Consider the following 20,891-nt stretch of genomic DNA (forward strand, 5'->3'; position numbering starts at 1 on the left):
GGGCCTCCAGAACCCGCGGTGCCTTCGGGCGCCGCGGGTTTTTTGGTTGTGCGGGACCCCGGAGCCTGTTTATAGTCAACCTGACTATAAAGAGATGAGGGTGGGCGTCATGGGATGGCAGACGAGCTGGACCGAGATCCTCGGGTTCGTCACGGGGGCCGTGTGCGTCTGGCTGGTCGCCCGGCAGCACATCGCGAACTGGCCGATCGGCATCGCGAACAACGTCTTCTTCATCGTGCTCTTCGCCCAGGCGGGCCTCTACGCCGACGCCGGGCTGCAGATCGTCTTCATCGCCCTCGCCGCGTACGGCTGGTGGTCCTGGACCCACGGGGGTGGACCAGGCACCACCACGGCCCTGCCCGTGCGCCGCACCACGGCCGCCGAGTGGACCGTGCTGGCCGCGGCGGGGGCGGTGGGGGTGCTCGGTCTGACCCTGCTGCTGAGCCGGGCCACCGACTCCACCGTCCCGTTCTGGGACGCCCTGACGACCGGGCTCTCGCTCATGGCCACGTACGGGCAGTGCCGCAAGCTCGTCGAGTCCTGGTGGCTGTGGATCGCCGCGGACCTCGTCTACATCCCGCTGTACGCCTACAAGGGCCTGTACCTGACCTCCCTGCTCTACGTCGGCTTCCTCGCCCTGTGCGTGGCCGGACTGCTCGGCTGGCGCCGGGCCCTCCCGGCCCGCGGGGCGACGGCGGAGACGGCGGCGACGGCGGTGACTTCGTGAAGCGCCACGGCCACGGCCTGGTCCTCGGCAAGTTCTATCCACCGCACGCCGGCCACCACCACCTGGTGCGCACCGCGCAGGACCAGTGCGAGCGGCTGACCGTACTGGTCTGCGCGGCCTCCGTGGAGTCCGTACCGCTCGCCGACCGGGTCGCCTGGATGCGCGAGGCGCACCCGGGGGCCGAGGTGGTCGGAGCGGTCGACGACATCCCGGTCGACCTCCACGACCCGGCCGTCTGGGAGGCGCACATGGCGATCTTCCGGGGCGCGGTGCGCCGCCCGGTCGACGCCGTCTTCACCTCCGAGGCCTACGGGACCGAGCTCGCGCGGCGGTTCGGCGCCGAGGAGGTCTGCGTGGACCGGGGCCGCACCCTGTTCCCGGTGTCCGGCACGGCCGTACGGGCCGACCCCGTCGGGAACTGGGAGTTCCTGGGACCCGCCGTACGGGCCGCCCTGACCCGGCGGATCGTCGTACTCGGCGCCGAGTCCACCGGCACGACCACCCTGTCGCGGGCCCTGGCCGAGCACTGGCGGGGGCGCGGCGGGGTGTGGGCGAAGACGGGCTGGGTGGCGGAGTACGGCCGGCGGTACAGCGAGGAGCGGCTCGCGGCGGCGCGCGCCGCGGACCCGGCGGCGACCTGGGCCGACGTGAGCTTCACCTCGGCGGAGTTCCCGGTGATCGCACGGCGCCAGGACGCGGAGGAGGAGCGGGCGGCCCGGCTGGGATCGCCGGTGCTCTTCTGCGACACCGACTCCTTCGCCACCGGGATCTGGCACGAGCGGTACATGGGCGCGCGCAGCGCGGAGGTCGAGCGGATCGCCGCCGGGACGCGGCGGGACCTGTACCTGCTCACCGACCACGCGGACGTGCCCTTCGAGGACGACGGGCTGCGCGACGGAGCGGAGCTCCGGCCGTGGATGACCGGGCGGTTCCTGGAGGAGCTGGAACGGACCGGGAAGCGCCACCTGGTGGTCCGCGGGGACCGCGAGGCGCGGCTGGCGGCGGCGGTGGCCGCCGTCGACGGACTGCTGGCGGAGGGCTGGCAGTTCGCGGATCCGCTGCCGGAGCGGGTGGCGGAGCGGACGGGGGAGCGGAGCCGATGAGTGACACCGGACCCGGACACGGACCCGGGCAGGGACCCGGACCCGGACCCGGGCAGGGACCCGGGCAGGGGTACGACCCGCACGCCTTCGCCCCCTTCGCGGTGACCGTCGACCTCGCCGTCTTCACCGTGCGCGGCGGGACCCTGCACGTGCTGCTGATCCGGCGCGGGCAGGAACCGTACGCGGGCGCCTGGGCCCTGCCCGGCGGCTTCCTGCTGCCCCGCGAGTCCGCCGAGACGGCCGCCCGGCGCGAACTGGCCGAGGAGACCGGCCTGTCGGCGCAGGTGGTCGACGCCCTCCGCCTGGACCAGCTGCGCACCTACAGCGACCCGGACCGCGACCCCCGCATGCGGGTGGTCTCGGTGGCCTTCACCGCGCTCGTCCCCGATCTGCCGGAACCGGTGGCCGGGGGTGGCGGAGACGCGGACCGCGCCCGCTGGGTGCCGGTGGGGGAGGCCTGCGAGCCCGCCTTCGGACTGGCCTTCGACCACGCGGAGATCCTCGCGGACGCCCGCTCCCGGGTCGGCTCGAAGCTGGAGTACAGCTGCCTGGCCACCGCCTTCTGCCCGCCCGAGTTCACCCTCGGCGAGCTCCAGGCCGTCTACGAGACCGTCTGGGACACCGTCCTGGACCGCCCCAACTTCCGCCGCAAGGTCCTGGCCACGCCCGGCTTCGTCGAGGCCGTGCCCGGAGCCGCCCGGCTCACCGGCGGCCGCGGCAAACCGGCCGCGCTCTACCGGCCCGGCCCCGCCAACACCCTGCACCCGCCCCTGCTGCGCCCCTCGGAAGGACACGCGCGATGACGACGAAGCCGACGAACCCGCCCCACACGAAGCGGGCCGCCACGGGCTCCCTGATCGGACTGGCCCTGGGAGACGCCCTCGGCTTGCCGACGGAGTTCAACGACGTGCCCAGGATCCTGGCGAAGACCGGCCCCTGGCGGCAGATGGACCTGCCCCGGCCGGCGATCGTCACCGACGACACCCAGATGACGCTGGCCCTCGCCCGCGGCATGCGGACCGCCGCGGAGCGGGGCCGGGTGGGCCCGCTGCGCCTCGCCCGCCCGGTCCGGGAGGAGTTCGTGGACTGGTACCACTCCCCGGAGAACAACCGGGCCCCGGGCAACACTTGCCTGAAGGCCTGCAGCCTCCTTGACCTTCCCGAGCGGGACTGGCGCGACGCCAGCCAGCTCGGCTCCAAGGGCTGCGGCGCGAACATGCGGGTGGCTCCGGTCGGTCTGGTGCCCGGCTGGACGGAGGAGGAGCGGGCCGGCGCGGCCCAGCTCCAGTCGGCCCTGACCCACGGCCACCCCACCGCACTGGCCGCCTCCGACCTCACGGCGCGGGCGGTGTTCCTGCTGGCGCAGGGCACCGAGGTGACCGGCCTGGTCGGGCAGCTGCGCTCGTACGCCCTGGAGAACCGCACCCGCTACCACGAGCGCTGGCTCGGCGACCTCTGGACGCGGACGGCGTCCGACGCCTCGGCCGAGTCCTTCATGGCGCGCGGCTGGGACGAGTGCCTGGAGGTCCTGGACCGTCTCGCGGCGGCCCTGCGCACCCCGTCCCCGGAAACCGACCCCTGCCTCACGACCGGCGAGGGCTGGATCGCCGAGGAGGCCCTGGCCACCGCCCTCCAGTGCTTCCTGCTCTTCCCGGAAGACCCGCTCCTGGCCCTGCGCCGCGCGGCCTGCACGGCGGGCGACTCCGACTCCATCGCCTGCCTGGCCGGCGCCTTCGCGGGCGCCCACCTCGGCGCGGACGCCTGGCCCCGCGACTGGGAGGGACGCATCGAGTACCGCGCCGAGCTCCTGTCCTTCGGCGCCCTCTGGGACGCGTGAACCATGCTGGACGCGCTGGAGATCGACCTCACCGCCGTCGTGGCGGAAGAGCCGGACCCGCTGCTCTTCGCGACGGTCTCGGGCGCCCACCTCTACGGCTTCCCCTCCAAGGACTCCGACGTCGACCTGCGCGGAGCGCACCTGCTGCCGGCGGCGGAGCTGCTCTCGCTCCGCGACCCGCAGGAGACGCGCAGCCGCATGTGGTTCCGGGACGGCACCGAGATGGACCTCGTCACGCACGACCTGCGCAAGTTCGTCCGGCTGATGCTGAACCGCAACGGCTATGTCCTGGAGCAGCTGTTGTCCCCCCTGGTGGTGCACACGACGCCGGCCCACGAGGAACTGGTGGCGCTGGCCCCGGGCGTCCTGACCTCCCACCACGCGCACCATTACCGGGGCTTCGCGAACACCCAGTGGCGGCTCTACGGGAAGACGGCCGAGCTCAAGCCGCTGCTCTACACCTTCCGGGCGCTGCTCACCGGTATCCACCTGATGCGCTCGGCGCAGGTGCAGGCGCACCTGCCCACGCTGCTCGACGAGGTACCCGAGGCGCCGGGGTACCTGGCCGCGCTGATCGAGGCCAAGGCCGAGGCCGAGCACGGGGCGGCCGACGGGGTCGACGCGGCGCGGGTGGAAGGGGACGTCGAGGCGCTGCACGGGGTGCTGGCGGCAGCCCAGGACGCCTCGCCGTTGCCGGAGCATGCGGACGCCTTCGACGCGCTCGACGAGTTCGTCGTACGGCGGCGGGTGCCTTAGGCCGTCGCCGACGCCCGGCGGGTGCGCAGGAGGAAGTCCTCGACGCGGGGGAGGTCCGGGGCCCCGGGGAGGGGCGTCGTGGGGAGCGCGGCCTCGGTTTCCTCCGTCAGGCGGGTCATCCACGCGTCGACCTCCTCCCACGTGAGTTCGCCGCGACGGACCGCGAGGAGGCGGTCGCGGTAGGGGGTCGCGTCGATCACCAGGCGGCCCGTGCGCAGCAGGTCGCGGCAGGACAGGAGCAGGCGCAGCAGGTGCATGGCGTGCTTCCAGCGCGGGGCGCCGTGGTTGCGGAGGTCGCCGAGGAGTTTGCCGCGCTGGGAGACGGCGTACCGGCTGAAGGTGGTGTGGGCCTGGCGGGAGAGGAACGCCTCGCGGAGCGAGAGGAGTTCCTCTCCGACCGGGGTGAGGTCCTCGACGAGGGGGGAGTGCAGGACCTCCAGGACGTTCGGGTTGGCGCGCAGCGCGAGTTCGCACGTGCGCTCCAGCTCCCACGAGAACTCCTCGTCCCGGGGCCCTTCCACGTGCGTCGGCGGCTTCTCGAAGCGCCAGAACAGCGGCGTCGGGGCGAGGTAGACACCGCGCCTGTCGGTGTCGCTCGCCTCCGTCGCCAGGCCGAACGCCCTCGAACCCATCACGCACGAGTAGACCGTGTGCTCCCTGACCAGGGAGAGTTCGAGCGGCTCGGGGGTCGGTTCGTGCTGGTTGGCCTCGTTCATCCCGCGAGGCTAGTGCCGGGTCCCCGGGCTAGGCGAGCGAGATTTCGCCCGCCGGGGAGACGGTGATCTTCTTCTCCGCCAGCGGCTTGGTGGCCGGGCCCTTGGCCACCGCGCCGTCCGTGTCCTTGAACTTGCTGCCGTGGCACGGGCAGTCGATGGTGCCGGCCTCCACCTTGTTCACCAGGCAGCCCGAGTGCGTGCATACCGCGGTGAAGCAGCGGAAGTCGCCCGCCGTCGGCTGGGTGACGACCAGCTTCTCGTCCTTGAGGACCGTGCCGCCGCCGACCGGCACCTCCGAGGACTTGATCAGGGCCTTGGCGTCCGCGGCCGGAGCCGAGGACGAGGCGGACGCGGAGTTCTGGGCCGTGGGCGCGCTGCCGCCCTCGGACGAAGGCTTCGTCTCGTCGGCTCCGCCGCACGCGGTCAGGACGCCGCCTGCCAGGACGCTCGCGCCGGCCGCCAGTACGGTGCGCCGGGCAGCGCGGGTGGGGTCGCTCATGATTTCTCCTCGGGTGATCGCCGGGATGGCGAGAGGCATCCTGGCGCGTGACGGGCCTCAACAACACCCCGCCACGCCTTGACTCAGCCCTCCGGAGGCCGGGGAACGAGTTCCGCCGGCGCACCTGGGGCGCGTACCACCTCCCACACGCGCACCACGGCCTCCCGGTTCAACGGGCCGTGGACGTGCGGGTAGCGGATGCCCGCTTCACCCTCCCGGCGGACCTCGCTGGTGAGGGCGCGCTCGTCGAGTTCCACGGCGAGCAGGGTTCCCGGTACGCCGCCGTAGTGCGAGGCGGCGATCGCCAGCGCGGTCTGCGGATCCGCCGAACAGTGCACGAAACCCTCGGATTCGAGGGAGGACGGGGCGTACGGGCGCTCGGGATCGGCGCTCCAGTCGGCGAGCGGTACGAGGTGGAAGATCATGCAGATCGTTCTACCGCAGCCGGTGCGCGGCTCTGCGCCAAGTGGCAGATGTGCCCTTATTGGGTGACATTGTCCGTATCTCGAAGCCGGGTACGCCGATTTCCGCGCGCCCGGTCCCTCATCGAAAGGCATCACCATGGCGGGCAATGACCTCGGCTCCCTTCTCGGCGGCCTTCTCGGCGGCAGCGGCGGACAGGGCGGCGGTGGCGGCGGCAACATCCTGGGCTCCCTCCTCGGCGCCCTCATGGGCGGCGGCGGTGGCGCCGGCGGCGCCCAGGCTGCCGGAGGCGCGGGGAACAACCCGCTCGGCGGGCTGCTGGACATGCTGACCAAGTCGGGTCTGACCGACCAGGCGCAGTCCTGGGTCGGTACCGGAGAGAACCAGCCGGTCAGCGGCCCGGAGATCGCCAAGGCCCTGCCGGACGAGACCCTGGCCAAGGTCGCCGAGCAGGCGGGCGTCACCCCCGAGGCGGCCGCCGACCAGATCGCGCAGGCGCTCCCGCAGGCCGTGGACAAGCTGACCCCGCAGGGCTCGGTGCCGACCGGCTCGCTGGAGGACATCATCAAGCAGCAGAACCTCTGAGCGAGCCTCCGAGCGCCCCGGTCCTGCCGCGGGCGGTCCCCGAGGGCCCGGCGTCCCGTCCCAGCGGACGGGACGCCGGGCCCTCGAGGCATTCCCGCTGGCTACCCTGAGGCAGGCACCGCACCGCCGTCACACCCCTGTACCCCTGGAGCACCCCGTGAGAACCGCCGTCGTCATCGGAACCGGACTGATCGGCACCTCCGCGGCGCTCGCCCTCGCCGCCCGCGGCATCGCCGTCCACCTGTCCGACCGCGACCAGGGGCAGGCCCGTACGGCCGCCGCGCTGGGCGCCGGCACGGAGGAGCCCTACCAGGGCAAGGCCGACCTCGCGGTCATCGCCGTACCGCCCGCCCACGTGGCCGCCGCCCTCGCCGACGCCATAGGCCGTGACCTGGCCCGCGCCTACGTGGACGTGGCCAGCGTCAAGGGCGGACCGCGCCGGGAGCTGGACGCGCTCGGCGTGGACACCAAGGCGTACATCGGCACCCACCCGATGGCGGGCAAGGAGCAGTCCGGCCCCCTCGCGGCCTCCGCCGACCTCTTCGAGGGCCGGCCCTGGGTGCTCACGCCGACCCGGGACACCGACCACGAGGTGCTGAACCTGGCCCTGGAACTGGTGGCCCTGTGCCGGGCCGTCCCGGTGGTCATGGACGCCGACGCGCACGACCGCGCCGTAGCGCTGGTCTCCCACACCCCGCAGCTCGTCTCCAGCATGGTCGCGGCCCGGCTGGAGGAGGCCGACGAGACCGCGGTGCGGCTGTGCGGACAGGGCATCCGCGACGTGACCCGGATCGCCGCCTCCGACCCCCGCATGTGGGTGGAGATCCTCTCGGCCAACCCGGGACCCGTGGCGGACGTGCTCTCCGGGATCGCCGCCGACCTGGAGGAGACCGTGGAAGCCCTGCGGGGCCTGCAGTCGGCCGACGAGGACAAGCGCCGGGACGGGGCGGCCGGCATCGAGGACGTACTGCGCCGCGGCAACGCGGGCCGGGTCCGGGTCCCGGGCAAGCACGGGGCCGCGCCGACGGTCTACGAGACGGTGGCCGTCCTCATCTCCGACCAGCCGGGCGAACTCGCCCGGATCTTCGCCGACGCCGGCCGGGCCGGGGTCAACATCGAGGACGTGCGGATCGAGCACGCGACCGGGCAGCAGGCGGGCCTGGTCCAGCTGATGGTCGAACCCCGTGCCGTGGCCGGACTCCAGGCGGAGCTGCGCGAACGCGGCTGGGCGCTGCGCCAGCCGTAGGCGAGGCGCCAGGCCCCCGGAGGCCGGGCCCGGTGCGGGCCCGGACCTGCCCCCGGGGCCGCCCCGAGCCCGTACCAGGCCCGGCCCGGGGCCGCACGTCGACGCCCCGGCGGGCGGCGGCGAAAAGCCCGGTAACCTGGAGGAGGGGCGCTATTGGCGCGCCCGGACACGTACGCGCAACCAGGAAGGTGCCCGCACCGTGGAAACCGCAGCTCCGACCGCCGTGATCGTCGCCATCGACGGTCCCTCCGGCACGGGCAAGTCCAGCACTTCCAAGGCCGTGGCCGCCAAGCTCGGGCTGCGCTACCTGGACACCGGTGCCCAGTACCGGGCCATCACCTGGTGGATGATCACCAACGGCATCGACATCGACGACCCGCAGGCGATCGCCCTCGCGGCGGGCAAGCCGGTCATCGTGTCCGGCACCGACCCGTCCGCCCCGACCATCACCGTCGACGGCCAGGACGCCTCCGGCCCGATCCGGACCCAGGAGGTCACCTCCAAGGTCAGCGCCGTGAGCGCCGTCCCCGAGGTGCGCACCCTGATCACCGAGCTCCAGCGCTCCATCGCCGCCGAGGCGGCCGACGAGGCCGACGGCATCGTCGTCGAGGGCCGGGACATCGGCACCACCGTGCTGCCCGACGCCGACCTGAAGATCTTCCTCACCGCTTCCGCCGAGGCCCGCGCGGCCCGCCGCAGCGGCGAACTGCGGGGCAAGGAGGCCGCCGACCTCGCGGCCACCAAGGAAGCGCTGATCAAGCGCGACGCCGCCGACTCCGGCCGCAAGACCTCACCGCTGGCCAAGGCCGGCGACGCGGTCGAGGTGGACACCACCGAGCTCACGCTCGACAGGGTCATCGAGTGCGTCGTGACGCTGGTGGAAGAGAAGCGGGGCCGCGCGTGAGCGATACGCCCTCCCTCAAGGGTGCGGCGGTCGGCCGGAGGATCGGCATCGGGCTCATGTACGGCCTCTGGAAGCCGCGCGTGCTGGGGGCCTGGAAGGTCCCCGCCACCGGCCCCGTCATCCTGGCCGTGAACCACTCGCACATCATCGACGGCCCCATGCTGATGGGGACCGCGCCCCGGCCGCTGCACTTCCTGATCAAGAAGGAGGCGTACGTCGGTCCGCTCGGCCCCTTCCTCGAAGGGATCGGGCAGGTCAAGGTGGACCGCTCCGGCACCGACCGGAGCGCCGTCAGCCGGGCGCTGGGGGTGCTGGAGAACGGCGGGGCCCTGGGGATCTTCCCCGAGGGAACCCGGGGCGAAGGCGACTTCGCCTCGCTGCGCGCGGGCCTCGCGTACTTCGCGGTCCGTGCCGGTGCGCCCATAGTGCCGGTCGCCGTCTTCGCGGACACCGAGCGGCGCGGCCGGGTCGTCAAGGCCCTGCCGCCGCTGAAGAGCAGGGTCGACATCGTCTTCGGCGATGCCTTCGACGCCGGGGACGGCAGTGGCCGCCGTACCCGTACCGCGCTGGACCAGGCCACCGTACGCATCCAGGACCGGCTGACCGCCCACCTGGCCGACGCCAAGCGCCTCACCGGGCGCTGAGCGAGACTTGACCTAGTAGTGGAACCGCGCTGCGCGGGCCCCACCGATCACCACGAACGACGAGGAACGGACTTCATGAACGACCAGCAAGACCACGGAGCACTTGGCGATGCCGAGTACGCGGAGTTCATGGAGCTCGCCGCGGAAGAGGGCTTCGACGTCGAGGACGTCGAGGGTGCCCTCCAGGAAGCCGGCCACGGCCCGCTGCCCGTCCTCGCCGTCGTCGGCCGCCCGAACGTCGGCAAGTCGACCCTGGTGAACCGGATCATCGGCCGCCGCGAGGCGGTCGTCGAGGACAAGCCCGGCGTCACCCGCGACCGCGTCACCTACGAGGCCGAGTGGGCCGGCCGCCGGTTCAAGGTCGTCGACACCGGCGGCTGGGAGCAGGACGTCCTCGGCATCGACGCCTCCGTCGCCGCCCAGGCCGAGTACGCCATCGAGGCCTGCGACGCGGTCGTCTTCGTGGTGGACGCCAAGGTCGGCGCCACCGACACCGACGAGGCCGTCGTCCGCCTGCTGCGCAAGGCCGGCAAGCCCGTCGTCCTGTGCGCCAACAAGGTCGACGGCCAGAGCGGCGAGTCCGACGCGGCCTCGCTGTGGTCCCTGGGCCTCGGCTACCCGCACCCGGTCTCCTCCCTGCACGGCCGCGGCACCGGCGACATGCTCGACGCCGTCCTGGAGGCCCTGCCCGAGGCCCCCGAGCAGACCTTCGGCACCGCCATCGGCGGCCCGCGCCGGATCGCGCTCATCGGCCGCCCGAACGTCGGCAAGTCCTCCCTCCTGAACAAGGTGGCCAAGGAGGACCGCGTCGTCGTCAACGAGATGGCCGGCACCACCCGCGACCCGGTCGACGAGCTGATCCAGCTCGGCGGGGTCGTCTGGAAGTTCATCGACACCGCGGGCATCCGCAAGAAGGTCCACCTCCAGCAGGGCGCCGACTACTACGCCTCGCTGCGTACGGCCGCCGCCGTGGAGAAGGCGGAGGTCGCGGTCATCCTGATCGACACGACCGAGAACATCTCCGTCCAGGACCAGCGCATCATCACCATGGCCGTCGAGGCGGGCCGCGCGATCGTGATCGCGTACAACAAGTGGGACGACCTCGACGAGGAGCGCCGCTACTACCTCGAGCGCGAGATCGAGACCGAGATGCAGCAGGTCGCCTGGGCTCCCCGGGTGAACGTCTCGGCGCTCACCGGCCGCCACATGGAGAAGCTGGTCCCGGCCATCGAGACCGCGCTCGCCGGCTGGGAGACGCGCATCCCGACCGGCCGTCTGAACGCCTTCCTCGGCGAGGTCGTCGCCGCCCACCCGCACCCGATCCGGGGCGGCAAGCAGCCGCGCATCCTGTTCGGTACACAGGCGGGCAGCAAGCCGCCGCGGTTCGTCCTCTTCGCCTCGGGCTTCCTGGAGCACGGCTACCGCCGCTTCATCGAGCGCCGCCTGCGCGAGGAGTTCGGCTTCGAGGGGACCCCGATCCACATCTCGGTCCGCGTCCGCGAGAAGCGCGGTGCGCAGCACAAGCGCAAGATGTAGTGCGACGTCGGTAGGGCCGCCGGGGCTAGTAGCCCCGGCGCGGAGCGGGCGGCAGGGCCGCCGGGATGTGCTGCATCCCGGTCTGGTGCTGGCGCCCGTTCGCGTATCCGGCGCCGGCGTACGAGTACTGCGGCTGCGGGGCCGGCGAGGGCTGCCAGGCGTCCGCCTGCTGCCCGGCGTGCTGTCCCGTCGACTGCCATGAGGAACCGTTCCAGCCGCTCCCGTAGGAGCTCGTGGAGCCCGCCGCGGAGCCGCTGCCGTACGCGCCCGCGCCGCTGCCGTACGCGCCGCTGTAGGAGCCCCCGTACGAGAACGCCGTGAAGCCGAGGTCCTCCTCGCCCGTGCGGTCGCCGGGCAGGGCCCGGAAGGCGCGCAGGTACTCCGAGTACAGCGTGTCGTAGATGGGCGTGTGCGAGGCGGCGGGAGAGCTCCCCAGCTCCCGTACGGGGCGCATCGGGGGGACGCTGCTCGGATAGGACGGGGCGCGGGAGACATCGTAGGAATGCACGTATCAGCCAACGAAACCGGCGGCCCACGGATGCGGGGTGGCGGGACGGAAAACGCAGATCGCCGGGGGTGCGCGGGACGGACCGCGCACCCCCGGCGCACGCCGCCCGGCCCCCTCTGCGGGGGTCGGACGGCCGTTTCGGGGACGGAAGACGGAGCGGCGGGCGGGAGCCCGGGGAGGGCCGCAGAGCCGGGGCCTCAGGCGCCCGGGGTGCCCGCCAGCGGCATCGAGGCGGCGACCAGCTTGCCGTTGCGGGCGGCCTTGTCCAGGGCGTCGCGCAGCAGGTCCTCGCGGGGCTGCTGGCCGATGGTGCCGACGGGGGCGGCGTAGACCAGGACGCGCTGCGTCTTGTTGACGGCGGCCCGCCAGCCGTCGGTGACCGACAGCGGCCGGTGCGCCTGCCACCAGGCGATCTGGCCGGGCTGGAGCACCGAGTGCAGCTGGCCCGCGGCGAGCAGGATCGACCAGCCGGTCAGGGCCTGCGGGACCTCTTCGGTGTCGGTCATGGGGATGAAGCCCTGCTCGATGAGGAGCGGGAGGAAGTCGTCGCCGGGACCGGTGGTGCCGGGGCGCGCGATGGGCGCGGTCGGCTCCACCACGAGGGCGGGGTGCAGCTCCCCGTTGATCAGGATCAGGCCGCTGGTGATGCCGAGGACGGCCTGGCCGCCGGGCACGGACTGCGGCACGTCGCCGGCGGGGGAGGCCGCCGGGGCGGGGCTGTCGCCCGTGATGGAGCGGACGGCGCCCTGGAGGTCCGCCTCGGGGACGGAGACGACCTGCGAGGGGATGCAGCCGGCGTGGGCGAAGGCCAGGACGGCCGTCTCGTCGCCGACGAACAGCACGGTGCTGGTCTGCTCGCGCTCGGAGTCGCCGGGGGTGCGGCAGGAAGTGCAGTCGTAGCTGCCGGGGGATCCGTCACCTGCGAGCAGCCGCTCGGCTTCCTCGTCGCCGATCTCGGCACGTACCTCATCACTGACTTCGAGCATGCGCGGCACGGGGTGGCTCCTCGGACTAGGCGTGCGGGGCCGGGGGTTCCGGCTCGCCGGGCTCAACGGGGGAGTGGCGGCCGGGGTCACGCCGTTTGAGGGAACGGAATCGAACCGGACCCCCGAAGGAGTGAACGGTCCGACCGGGCCGTTGTTTTCGTGCCAACTCTTTTTTGGTTGTGCGCAGTTGATGGCCGGTGCTGGTCGTTTGCGCGGTGGGCCGAGCGGGTGGGGGCGCGGAGGGCGCGGTGTGGCGAGCGCGGGGGGTGGTACGGGGCTGCGTAGCGTGACGCGATGCGCAACTTCGGGGTTCCGGGTGGGGTGGGCGCGGCGGCGCTGGCGCTCCTCTTGCTCGCATCGGCGGCGGCGGTCGCGGCGCCGCCCCCGCCCAGGCCGGGGGCGCCCGGCCGGTCGGTGGACTGCGGGCCCGGCGGGCAGTGGCCCTGGGACTGCGTGGCCGACTGCGAGAGCGGGGGCCGCTGGGCGGTGAACACGGGCAACGGCTTCTACGGCGGACTGCAGTTCTGGCAGCCGACGTGGGAGGAGCACGGGGGGCTGGCCTTCGCGCCGAGGGCGGACCTCGCCACGCGGGAGCAGCAGATCCGGGTGGGGGAGGAGCTGCTGGGGAGCCAGGGCTGGGAGGCGTGGCCCGTGTGCGCGAAGCGGTACGGGCTGGCGGGGCGGATGCACGTGGTGCGGAAGGGGGACACGCTGGTCGGGATCGCGCGGCGGCACCGGGTGCGGGGTGGGTGGCAGGCGCTCTATGCGGTGAACCGGGTGGTGGTCGGGCCGCGGCCGGAAGTGCTGCGGATCGGCGTGATGCTGGTGCTGCCGGCGGTGCGGACGGATCCGCCGGCGCAGGCGCCGCAGTCCCCGCCGGCATCGCAGGCCCCGTCGGCGCCGCAGTCCCCGCCTGCATCCCAGCCCCCGTCGGCGCCGCAGTCCCCGCCGCCCGGGGCCGTTGCGAGCCCGGCCGCGTCGGCCGTGCCGGGCGTGCTGCCCCCGGGGGCGTCGGCTGTGCCGCGCCGGGGGGACCTGTCCGTGAGTCCCGGTCCGGTGGGGGGATCGAGGGTGTAGGCGGTGGGCTGGTGCGGGTGGGTTGGCCCTGCGGGGCTGGGTCCCCTACCCGCCCTTCCACCGTTCCCCGGGCTCCGCCCGGACCCGTTGCCGGGTGCGGCGCCGTTGCCGGGGGCCGGCCCCCGGACCCCCGCTCCTCAAACGCCGGAGGGGCTGGATTTCGGCCCGCGCGAGCTGGAATGGACCGGAGGGGCTCCGCGGGGCTGGGGTGTCAGGCCGGGTGGCCGAGGGCTGGGTCGTGGTCGGGGGTGGGCTGGGCCGGGATGCGGGGGGCGGTCGGTTCGGGGCCCGGCTGGGCGGGGAGGCGGATCTGGGCCGGCTCGGGGTCCGCGCACTCCATCGTGCGGGGGAGCTTCAGGGCCATCGCCGCGCCCGCCAGGAGCAGCGCCGCGCTCACCAGCAGCGTGACGTGCAGCCCGTGGACGAAGGAGTGCCGGGCGGCCGTGAACAGGGACTCGCCCGCCGGGCCGCCGAGCCGCGTCGCGATCTGGTAGGCCTCGCCCAGCGAGTGCGAGGCCCCGGCGGAGTCGGCCGCCGACACCCCCGGAACCGCTGCCAGGCCCGGCGCGTAGGCCGCGTTCATCACGCTGCCCAGCAGGGCGATGCCCATGCCCGCACCGAGCTGGTAGGAGGTCTCCCCGATCGAGGCGGCGCCGCCCGCCGTCGCGGCCGGAGCCTCGCTCAGCATGGACTCGTAGGCCGCGAAGAGGGTGGTCTGGAGGCCGAAGCCGAGCAGGACGAAGCCGGCCGTCAGCAGGACCGGGCGGTCGTGCTGACCCATGAGGGTCAGGAGCAGGACCGCGCCGGCGGTCAGGACGAAGCCCAGCGAGACCATCCTGCGCGGGCCGGTCCGGGCCAGCGTGTAGGAGCCGGTCGCGCCCGCCGCCATCGCGGCGAAGGTGAGCGGGAGCAGGCGCAGCCCGGTCTCCAGCGGGCTCAGGTGCAGCACGAGCTGGAGGTACTGGACGGCGATCAGTTCCAGGCCGACCAGCGCCAGCATGGCCAGCACGATGCAGCCCACGGAGGTGGTGAAGGCCGGCCGGGAGAACATCCGCATGTCGATCAGCGGGTGCGCGCGGCGCTTCTGGCGCCGTACGAAGAGCACGAGCAGCGCCGCCCCGATCAGCAGCGGGACCAGTGCCTGCGGGTCGGTGAGGTGGCGCTCGGCGCCGAGCCGCTTGATCCCGAGGACCGAGCCGAGCACGCCGCCGGCGGCCATGAGCGCGCCGAGCACGTCCCAGGGCCCGTCGGAGGTGCCCTTGGACTCGGGCAGCAGCCACCGTCCCAGCGGCAGGATCATGACCATGAGCGGGATGTTGATCAGGAAGACCGAGCCCCACCAGAAGTGCTGGACCAGGAAGCCGCCGAGGACGGGGCCGCTGGCCGCGCCCACGGCGGCGACGGCGGTCCAGATGCCGATGGCGAGGGCCCGCTCGCGCCGGTCGGGGAAGACCTGGCGCAGGATCGACAGGGTGGCGGGCATGATCATCGCGCCGCCGACGCCCAGCAGGGCACGGGCCGCGATCAGGACCTGGGCGTTGTCGGCGAGGGCGGCCAGGGCCGAGGCCGCGCCGAAGAGCCCGTAGCCGAGGAGCAGGACGCGGCGGCGGCCCACGCGGTCACCGAGGGTGCCGAAGAGGATGAGGAGGGCGGCGCAGACCAGCGGGTAGGCGTCGACGATCCAGAGCAGCTCCATCGGGCCGGGCCGCAGGTCTTCGGAGACGGAGGGAACGGCGACGTGCAGGATCGTCGCGTCGAGCGCGACGAGCACCAGGCTCACGCAGAGGACCGCCAGTACGGCCCAGCGGTTGGCCCCGCCGGAGGCCGCGCCGAGTCGCCGCAGTCGCTGCCGGGGGGAAGGGGTCCTGTCGCCGGTCGTGTTCGTCCCCGACATGCATGTACCTCCCAGGTGATCCCTCGCACTCGGCGGACCAGCGTCTTCTCGGAGCCACGGGTGGGGAGGGTGGCGTCCTACGGGGTCCGGCGTCGACACGCGAGTGAAGGGTCAGCGTACGCGAGTTCGGCTGTCCGACACGTGGTCAAGCTCTCATCCCGCCGCCGGCTGCGATGTGGTGTGCGCCACTCGTTCCACCTCGGCCCCTCCTGCCCGGGCGCGCCTGCCCCCGACCTCGATAATCATGCCCGTGAAGGATCTTGGATTTCGTCGGGCCGCGCCCGCTCTGGCCGTGTTCGTGGCGGTTCGGCTGCTGGGGCTGGCCGTGCTCACGGTGTGGGGGGCGGCGGCCGGCAGTAGCGCGCACACCTTGCTCTCGGCCCGCTGGGACTCCCTCTGGTACGCCCGGATCGCCACCGAGGGGTACGGGTACGAGGTGGCGCTCCCGAACGGCGACGTCCACTCCAACCTGGCCTTCTTCCCGCTGCTGCCCTGGCTGGAGCGGCTGGTGTCGGCCGTCACCGGGCTCGGCCACGGATCCGCGGGCCTGGTGGTGTCGGCGCTCGCCGGGCTCGCCGCGGCCTGGGGGATCTTCGCGGTCGCCGAACTCCTCCACGGCCGCCGGGCCGGGGTGTTCGCCGTCGCGGTCTGGGCCGCGCTGCCCGTCGGGATCGTCCAGTCGATGGCGTACAGCGAGTCGCTGTTCACCGCGCTGGCCGCCTGGAGCCTCTACGGGATCCTGCGCGGGCACTGGCTCACGGCCGGCCTGCTCGCGGCCGGGGCGGGGCTGACCCGCCCGGTCGGAGCCGCCGTGGTCGCGGCGGTGTGGGTGGGCGCCGCCCTGGCCCTGCGCGGCGGGGAACGCTCCTGGCGGCCGGTGGCGGGGGCGCTGCTGGCCCCGCTCGGAGCGGCGGCGTACGTGCTGTGGGTGGGCGCGCGCACCGGCGGCGGCCTGACCGGGTACCTGGACGTACAGGGCGGCTGGGGAAACGGCTTCGACGGCGGCTGGGCGTTCGCCCGGTTCATCGGGGCGCGACTGGCCTCGCCGGCCTTCGCCGCCGGGATCGGGCTGATCGCCGGGGTCGCACTGGTGCTGTGGCTGTACGCGCTCTGCGTGCGGCGGCGCCAGCCGCTGCCGCTGCTGGTGTACGCCGGGATCGTGGTGGCGCTGGCCCTGTGCGCCTCCGGGTACTTCGGCTCCAAGCCCCGGCTGCTGCTCCCCGCCTTCCCGCTGGTGTTCCCGCCGGCGGTGGCGCTGGCCCGGTGGCGGACGGGCCGGGCGGCCGCGGTGCTGGGTGCGGCGGCCGTCGCCGCGGCCGCGTACGGGGCCTTCTGGCTGAACGGCTCGGGGCCTCCGTAGGCCCGGGATCACGGAATGGATCGTTCCGTTCCATCTTCGGGCAAAGTAATTGACCGGGACTGATAAATGCGGCCTAAGTATGCGAGGAAAAGACCGGAGGAAGGGGCCTCCGTCACTCCAACCAAAGGATGAATACCGGGAATTAAGTCCCGCGTGAGACCAAGTCCACATCACATGGTCATCACAAAGCGCGTGATTCGACCGGGGTGCCCATCGGCGCGCGGTAACGTCGATTGAGTGCGTACCGACCAAATCCTGCCCAGACTGGAGCGGGTGTTCGCCCGGCTGGACCGGGAACCAGAGCGACCGGCTCATCTGCAAACACCGCGGATGAGCCGGCACCGCGTCGTGCTCCTCGGAGCGACCCTCGGCTTCTACCTGGCAATCGTCGTCGCGGTGCTGACCACTTCCTGGCTCGTCCGCCTCGACTGGCAGATCATGTTCTTCCGGCCGTACGAGCAGTGGCCGCAGCTCCACGCCTTCCTCGACTACCTCGTCGTCCTGGGCCAGCGCGGCCCCACCGCGGTCATGGTCGCCGCCTGGCTCGGCTGGCGGTCCTGGCGGCAGCACACCCTCCGCCCGCTGATCACCCTCGGCGTGGCGCTGCTGCTGCTCAACATCACCGTGGGCGCCGTCAAGCTCGGACTGGGCCGGCTCGGTCCGCACTACGCCACCGAGATCGGCTCGGCGGAGCTCTTCGCCGGCGGAGATATATTTCCTTCGGGCCACACCGCCAACGCCGTGGTGACCTGGGGAATCCTGGCCTACCTGGCGTCCACGGTGGTCACCCGCCGGGTGCTGTCCCTGGTGTCCGCCGTGGTCTCCCTGAGCGTCGGCGCCACCACCGTCTACCTCGGCACCCACTGGGTCAGCGACGTCCTGCTCGGCTGGCTCGCCGGCCTGCTCGTGCTGCTGGCGCTGCCGTGGTTCGAGCCGTTCATCGCGCTGGCCGAGGCCTACGTCTTCGACGTGCGGGCCCGGCTGCGCAGCCTCGTGGAGGCCGGGCAGGTGCCCGAGGCCCTCACCGGAGTGCTCGTCCCACTGCTCTCGGCCGGCGGCAAGTGGCAGCTCCAGCGGGCCGCCGCCGAGCCGTCCGAGCGGCCGTCGGGGGAGCCCGTGCCGCCGGCGGCGCCCGTACTTCCCGTGCCGCTGGTGCAGCCCGCGGTCGTCCTGCGGCAGCCCGAGCCGGCCGAGCCCCCGCAGGTTCCGGTCCCGGCGTCGGCCGCCGCTTCCGCTTCCGCCCAGGCTGCTGCGGGCCACCAGCCCGCCGCCCGGCCCGCCGTCCACCTCTCCGGCCGTCCGCACCTGATCCGTTCGGAGCGGACCCCGCTCACCCCGGCAGGCAGCCGCCGGCCGGCCCACGCCGACCGCGCCCCCGTGCGCGGCGCGGCGCCCCGCCCGGCCACCGGCGGCTGAGCCGGACCCCGGGCGGTACGCACCCCTTCCGCTCGCGCATCCACGGCGGGCCCCGGTCGACGACCGGGGCCCGCCGTGGCGCGTCCGGGGCACGGCGGCCGCGAAAGGCCCGGAACGTCAGCGGCGCGCCCGGACGTTCCTCCATACCGGGTCACGCTTGTGTCACGGATTGTCGACAGTCCTCCACGGCGGAGTTTGTCTGGACCTTTTATTTCCCGTCCCGCGACACGCCCGGGGGGAATTCTGTTTCGAATTCCCCCGCAACTCCCCGGAATTGTGGCCGGGGCGTGCTCCGGTCCCCCTCCGCTTCCTTACAAACCCTTCACTTCTCCGGCTGGTTCACGAGCGGTTCCAGAGACCTGCCGAGCCGATCTCGCGCGGCCCGGATCCGGTCCGTCAGTTCGGCCGGTTCGATGACCTCGAACTCACACCCGATCATCATGATGTGAATGACGAGGACATCGAGGTTGACCGCCCCGGTGCGCAGGATGCAGCTCTGCTCGTCGAGCGGCTCCAGGGTCCCGTCGGCCGGTCCGACGATCCGCGCCGCCTCCTGCTCGGGCACCCGCAGCCGGACCACCGCGCGGGTCGCGTACACCCGTTGGGAGATGCCCCGGGAGACGTACGCGGCGAGGTCCTCGGCGGGCGGCGGGCGCGGGGTGAAGCGCGGTCCGTGCGGGGGCCTGAGCTCGATCCGGTCCACCCGGAAGGTCCGCCAGCCCTCCCGGTCCAGATCCCAGGCAACGAGGTACCAGCGGCGCTCGCTGCACACCAGCCGGTGCGGTTCGACGGTCCTGCGGGTGACGGTGCCCCCGTGGTCCCGGTATCCGAAGCGCAGCCGCTCGGCGTCACGGCAGACGCCGGCCAGCTCGGTGAGCACGGAGGAGTCGACCGTGGAGCCGCGCGCCCTGCGGAACATGGGCACGGTGAACTCGTTCAGCGCGGACACCCGGGCCCGCAGCCGCGAGGGCAGTACCTGCTCCAGCTTCGCCAGCGCCCGTACGGAGGCCTCGCCGATGCCCTCCACGCCGTTCCCGGCGGCGGTCCGCAGCCCCACGGCCACGGCGACGGCCTCGTCGTCGTCGAGCAGCAGCGGCGGCAGCTCGGCCCCGGCCCCCAACTGGTACCCGCCGCCGGTGCCCGGACTGGCGTTCACGGGGTAACCGAGCTCCCGCAGCCGGTCCACGTCCCGGCGCACGGTCCGCGGGGTCACGCCGAGCCGGCCCGCCAGATCGGCCCCGGTCCATTCCCGGTGGGCCTGCAACAGGGACAACAGGCGCAGCAGTCGCGCGGAGGTATCAAGCATGTCCGCAGTCTGCCCGCAGGACCGGGGATCGCAGGACCGGGCCACACGACAGGGAGGCCGTGCGGCAGGACGGGGGTCACACCCGCAGCGGGTGGACCGCGGACCGGCGGACCGACAAACTTGCGGCGCTAGGTTTTGTGATCCGGCCTGCCAGGAGGCGCAGTGTCCTTCGTTCCCACCGACCCGCTCGGGCTCGACGAACTCCTCACGCCCGAGGACCTCGCGATCCGGGACACCGTCCGCGGCTGGGCCGCCGACCGGGTCCTGCCGCACATCGCCGAGTGGTACGAGAACGGCGAGCTGCCCGGGATCCGGGAGATCGCCAAGGAGCTCGGCGCCCTCGGCGCCCTCGGGATGTCGCTCCAGGGCTACGGCTGCGCGGGCGCCAGCGCCGTCCAGTACGGGCTCGCCTGCCTGGAACTGGAGGCCGCCGACTCCGGGATCCGCTCGCTGGTCTCCGTACAGGGCTCCCTGGCGATGTACGCGATCTGGAAGTACGGCTCCGAGGAGCAGAAGCAGCGGTGGCTGCCCGGCATGGCCGCCGGCGAACTCATCGGCTGCTTCGGGCTGACCGAGCCCGACGTCGGTTCGGACCCCGGCGCGATGCGCACCCACGCCAAGCGGGACGGCTCGGACTGGGTCCTGAACGGCCGCAAGATGTGGATCACCAACGGCTCGGTGGCCGCCGTGGCCGTCGTCTGGGCGCAGACCGAGGAGGGGATCCGCGGTTTCGCCGTCCCCACGGACAGCGCCGGCTTCTCCGCCCCGGAGATCAAGCACAAGTGGTCCCTGCGCGCCTCGGTGACCAGCGAGCTGATCCTGGACGACGTACGGCTGCCCGCCGACGCGGTGCTTCCGGGGGTCACCGGGCTCAAGGGGCCGCTCGGCTGTCTCAGCCACGCGCGGTACGGGATCGTCTGGGGATCCATGGGTGCGGCGCGCGCCAGCTTCGAGTCGGCGCTGGACTACGCGAAGACGCGCGAGCAGTTCGGCAGGCCCATCGGAGGCTTCCAGCTCACGCAGGCCAAGCTCGCGGACATGGCGCTGGAGCTCCACAAGGGGATCCTGCTCGCCCACCACCTGGGCCGCCGGATGGACGCGGGGACCCTGCGGCCGGAGCAGATCAGCTTCGGCAAGCTCAACAACGTCCGCGAGGCCATCGAGATCTGTCGCACCGCGCGGACGATCCTCGGTGCCAACGGGATCTCCCTCGAATACCCCGTCATGCGGCACGCCACCAACCTCGAATCGGTCCTCACCTACGAGGGCACCGTCGAGATGCACCAGCTCGTGCTGGGCAAGGCGCTCACCGGGCTCGACGCCTTCCGCTAGGCCGGGTACGGCCACTGGATGCCGGGAGGGCCGGAA

At 73.2% G+C, this 20,891-nt stretch carries 21 protein-coding genes; 14 read left to right on the plus strand and 7 right to left on the minus strand.

All coding sequences use genetic code 11. The features are described 5' to 3' along the window. Window positions 1-109 precede the first annotated feature (109 nt). Genes pnuC through OHA37_RS30575 form a run of 5 tightly spaced genes read left to right on the plus strand, consistent with a single transcriptional unit; the run spans window position 110 to window position 4,423 of the window. A complete protein-coding gene (gene pnuC, locus OHA37_RS30555; protein ID WP_266909910.1) occupies window positions 110-727 on the plus strand; it encodes a nicotinamide riboside transporter PnuC in 618 nt (205 codons plus the stop codon). Then, window positions 724-1,830 (plus strand): AAA family ATPase, encoded by a 1,107-nt coding sequence (locus OHA37_RS30560; protein WP_266909912.1) that lies wholly within the window; start codon window positions 724-726, stop codon window positions 1,828-1,830. The genes pnuC and OHA37_RS30560 overlap by 4 nt, the downstream gene beginning before the upstream one ends. Further along, window positions 1,827-2,633, plus strand: a complete 807-nt coding sequence (locus OHA37_RS30565; RefSeq protein WP_266909914.1) for an NUDIX hydrolase — start codon at window positions 1,827-1,829, stop codon at window positions 2,631-2,633. Before OHA37_RS30560 ends, OHA37_RS30565 begins: the two co-directional genes overlap by 4 nt. Next, complete coding sequence (locus tag OHA37_RS30570) at window positions 2,630-3,667, plus strand: ADP-ribosylglycohydrolase family protein (protein WP_266909916.1); 1,038 nt, start codon at window positions 2,630-2,632, stop codon at window positions 3,665-3,667. The genes OHA37_RS30565 and OHA37_RS30570 overlap by 4 nt, the downstream gene beginning before the upstream one ends. Window positions 3,668-3,670: 3 nt before the next feature. After that, window positions 3,671-4,423, plus strand: coding sequence for a nucleotidyltransferase domain-containing protein (locus OHA37_RS30575; protein WP_266909918.1), 753 nt, complete (start codon window positions 3,671-3,673; stop codon window positions 4,421-4,423). Here OHA37_RS30575 and OHA37_RS30580 read toward each other — a convergent pair. The 3 genes from OHA37_RS30580 to OHA37_RS30590 all read right to left on the minus strand — a co-directional run bounded on the left by OHA37_RS30580 (window position 4,420) and on the right by OHA37_RS30590 (window position 6,063). After that, window positions 4,420-5,139 carry a nucleotidyltransferase domain-containing protein gene (locus OHA37_RS30580; protein WP_266909920.1) on the minus strand — a complete coding sequence of 240 codons (720 nt, stop codon included), beginning with the start codon at window positions 5,137-5,139 and terminating at the stop codon, window positions 4,420-4,422. The two genes, OHA37_RS30575 and OHA37_RS30580, sit on opposite strands and share 4 nt — an antisense overlap. 28 nt (window positions 5,140-5,167) lie before the next feature. Then, a complete protein-coding gene (locus tag OHA37_RS30585) occupies window positions 5,168-5,638 on the minus strand; it encodes a Rieske (2Fe-2S) protein (protein WP_266909922.1) in 471 nt (156 codons plus the stop codon). An 83-nt stretch (window positions 5,639-5,721) separates the two neighbouring features. Beyond that, the gene (locus OHA37_RS30590) at window positions 5,722-6,063 is read right to left on the minus strand and encodes a DUF952 domain-containing protein (protein ID WP_266909924.1); all 342 of its coding nucleotides are present in this window, start codon (window positions 6,061-6,063) and stop codon (window positions 5,722-5,724) included. A gap of 136 nt (window positions 6,064-6,199) precedes the next feature. Between OHA37_RS30590 and OHA37_RS30595 the strand changes: the two genes are divergently transcribed. The 5 genes from OHA37_RS30595 to der all read left to right on the plus strand — a co-directional run bounded on the left by OHA37_RS30595 (window position 6,200) and on the right by der (window position 10,976). After that, a complete protein-coding gene (locus OHA37_RS30595) occupies window positions 6,200-6,646 on the plus strand; it encodes a YidB family protein (RefSeq protein WP_266909926.1) in 447 nt (148 codons plus the stop codon). Window positions 6,647-6,803: 157 nt separating this feature from the next. Continuing rightward, window positions 6,804-7,892: a prephenate dehydrogenase gene (locus OHA37_RS30600; protein ID WP_266909928.1), complete on the plus strand. Its 1,089-nt coding sequence runs from the start codon at window positions 6,804-6,806 to the stop codon at window positions 7,890-7,892. A gap of 199 nt (window positions 7,893-8,091) precedes the next feature. Continuing rightward, window positions 8,092-8,796: a (d)CMP kinase gene (gene cmk / locus OHA37_RS30605; RefSeq protein ID WP_266909930.1), complete on the plus strand. Its 705-nt coding sequence runs from the start codon at window positions 8,092-8,094 to the stop codon at window positions 8,794-8,796. 56 nt (window positions 8,797-8,852) lie between these two features. Beyond that, window positions 8,853-9,440: a lysophospholipid acyltransferase family protein gene (locus tag OHA37_RS30610; RefSeq protein WP_266913226.1), complete on the plus strand. Its 588-nt coding sequence runs from the start codon at window positions 8,853-8,855 to the stop codon at window positions 9,438-9,440. A gap of 75 nt (window positions 9,441-9,515) precedes the next feature. Continuing rightward, window positions 9,516-10,976: a ribosome biogenesis GTPase Der gene (gene der / locus OHA37_RS30615; protein WP_266909932.1), complete on the plus strand. Its 1,461-nt coding sequence runs from the start codon at window positions 9,516-9,518 to the stop codon at window positions 10,974-10,976. Window positions 10,977-11,001: 25 nt separating this feature from the next. Here the strand turns inward: der and OHA37_RS30620 are convergent, their stop codons facing one another. Together OHA37_RS30620 and OHA37_RS30625 are read right to left on the minus strand one after the other, a co-directional pair. After that, window positions 11,002-11,430, minus strand: a complete 429-nt coding sequence (locus OHA37_RS30620; RefSeq protein ID WP_266909934.1) for a hypothetical protein — start codon at window positions 11,428-11,430, stop codon at window positions 11,002-11,004. A gap of 251 nt (window positions 11,431-11,681) precedes the next feature. Continuing rightward, a complete protein-coding gene (locus tag OHA37_RS30625; RefSeq protein WP_266909936.1) occupies window positions 11,682-12,479 on the minus strand; it encodes a hypothetical protein in 798 nt (265 codons plus the stop codon). 285 nt (window positions 12,480-12,764) lie between these two features. Here OHA37_RS30625 and OHA37_RS30630 point away from each other — a divergent pair, with 285 nt between their 5' ends. After that, window positions 12,765-13,547 (plus strand): transglycosylase family protein, encoded by a 783-nt coding sequence (locus OHA37_RS30630; protein WP_323182373.1) that lies wholly within the window; start codon window positions 12,765-12,767, stop codon window positions 13,545-13,547. A 211-nt stretch (window positions 13,548-13,758) separates the two neighbouring features. Here OHA37_RS30630 and OHA37_RS30635 read toward each other — a convergent pair whose 3' ends face one another. Next, on the minus strand, window positions 13,759-15,441 hold the full coding sequence (locus tag OHA37_RS30635; RefSeq protein ID WP_266909938.1) for an MFS transporter: 1,683 nt from the start codon (window positions 15,439-15,441) through the stop codon (window positions 13,759-13,761). Window positions 15,442-15,685: 244 nt separating this feature from the next. On the opposite strand from OHA37_RS30635, the gene OHA37_RS30640 reads away from it, so the two are divergent. Both OHA37_RS30640 and OHA37_RS30645 read left to right on the plus strand, forming a co-directional pair. Beyond that, window positions 15,686-16,801: a hypothetical protein gene (locus OHA37_RS30640; protein ID WP_443046235.1), complete on the plus strand. Its 1,116-nt coding sequence runs from the start codon at window positions 15,686-15,688 to the stop codon at window positions 16,799-16,801. 237 nt (window positions 16,802-17,038) lie between these two features. Beyond that, window positions 17,039-18,217, plus strand: a complete 1,179-nt coding sequence (locus OHA37_RS30645; protein ID WP_266909942.1) for a phosphatase PAP2 family protein — start codon at window positions 17,039-17,041, stop codon at window positions 18,215-18,217. Window positions 18,218-18,539: 322 nt separating this feature from the next. Here the strand turns inward: OHA37_RS30645 and OHA37_RS30650 are convergent, their stop codons facing one another. Then, complete coding sequence (locus tag OHA37_RS30650) at window positions 18,540-19,523, minus strand: helix-turn-helix transcriptional regulator (protein WP_266909944.1); 984 nt, start codon at window positions 19,521-19,523, stop codon at window positions 18,540-18,542. A 162-nt stretch (window positions 19,524-19,685) separates the two neighbouring features. Here OHA37_RS30650 and OHA37_RS30655 point away from each other — a divergent pair, with 162 nt between their 5' ends. Next, window positions 19,686-20,855, plus strand: coding sequence for an acyl-CoA dehydrogenase family protein (locus OHA37_RS30655; protein WP_243340961.1), 1,170 nt, complete (start codon window positions 19,686-19,688; stop codon window positions 20,853-20,855). Window positions 20,856-20,891: the final 36 nt, after the last annotated feature.

This window comes from Streptomyces sp. NBC_00335, from assembly GCF_036127095.1.
Lineage (GTDB): Bacteria > Actinomycetota > Actinomycetes > Streptomycetales > Streptomycetaceae > Streptomyces.

Bases quoted from the DNA above. Each gene is read 5' to 3' on its own strand.
- pnuC (WP_266909910.1), top strand. From the start codon at position 110: ATGGGATGGCAGACGAGCTGGACCGAGATCCTCGGGTTCGTCACGGGG.
- OHA37_RS30565 (WP_266909914.1), top strand. From the start codon at position 1,827: ATGAGTGACACCGGACCCGGACACGGACCCGGGCAGGGACCCGGACCC.
- OHA37_RS30570 (WP_266909916.1), top strand. From the start codon at position 2,630: ATGACGACGAAGCCGACGAACCCGCCCCACACGAAGCGGGCCGCCACG.
- OHA37_RS30575 (WP_266909918.1), top strand. From the start codon at position 3,671: ATGCTGGACGCGCTGGAGATCGACCTCACCGCCGTCGTGGCGGAAGAG.
- OHA37_RS30580 (WP_266909920.1), bottom strand. From the start codon at position 5,139: ATGAACGAGGCCAACCAGCACGAACCGACCCCCGAGCCGCTCGAACTC.
- OHA37_RS30585 (WP_266909922.1), bottom strand. From the start codon at position 5,638: ATGAGCGACCCCACCCGCGCTGCCCGGCGCACCGTACTGGCGGCCGGC.
- OHA37_RS30590 (WP_266909924.1), bottom strand. From the start codon at position 6,063: ATGATCTTCCACCTCGTACCGCTCGCCGACTGGAGCGCCGATCCCGAG.
- OHA37_RS30595 (WP_266909926.1), top strand. From the start codon at position 6,200: ATGGCGGGCAATGACCTCGGCTCCCTTCTCGGCGGCCTTCTCGGCGGC.
- OHA37_RS30610 (WP_266913226.1), top strand. From the start codon at position 8,853: ATGTACGGCCTCTGGAAGCCGCGCGTGCTGGGGGCCTGGAAGGTCCCC.
- der (WP_266909932.1), top strand. From the start codon at position 9,516: ATGAACGACCAGCAAGACCACGGAGCACTTGGCGATGCCGAGTACGCG.
- OHA37_RS30620 (WP_266909934.1), bottom strand. From the start codon at position 11,430: ATGCGCCCCGTACGGGAGCTGGGGAGCTCTCCCGCCGCCTCGCACACG.
- OHA37_RS30630 (WP_323182373.1), top strand. From the start codon at position 12,765: ATGCGCAACTTCGGGGTTCCGGGTGGGGTGGGCGCGGCGGCGCTGGCG.
- OHA37_RS30635 (WP_266909938.1), bottom strand. From the start codon at position 15,441: ATGTCGGGGACGAACACGACCGGCGACAGGACCCCTTCCCCCCGGCAG.
- OHA37_RS30640 (WP_443046235.1), top strand. From the start codon at position 15,686: ATGCCCGTGAAGGATCTTGGATTTCGTCGGGCCGCGCCCGCTCTGGCC.
- OHA37_RS30650 (WP_266909944.1), bottom strand. From the start codon at position 19,523: ATGCTTGATACCTCCGCGCGACTGCTGCGCCTGTTGTCCCTGTTGCAG.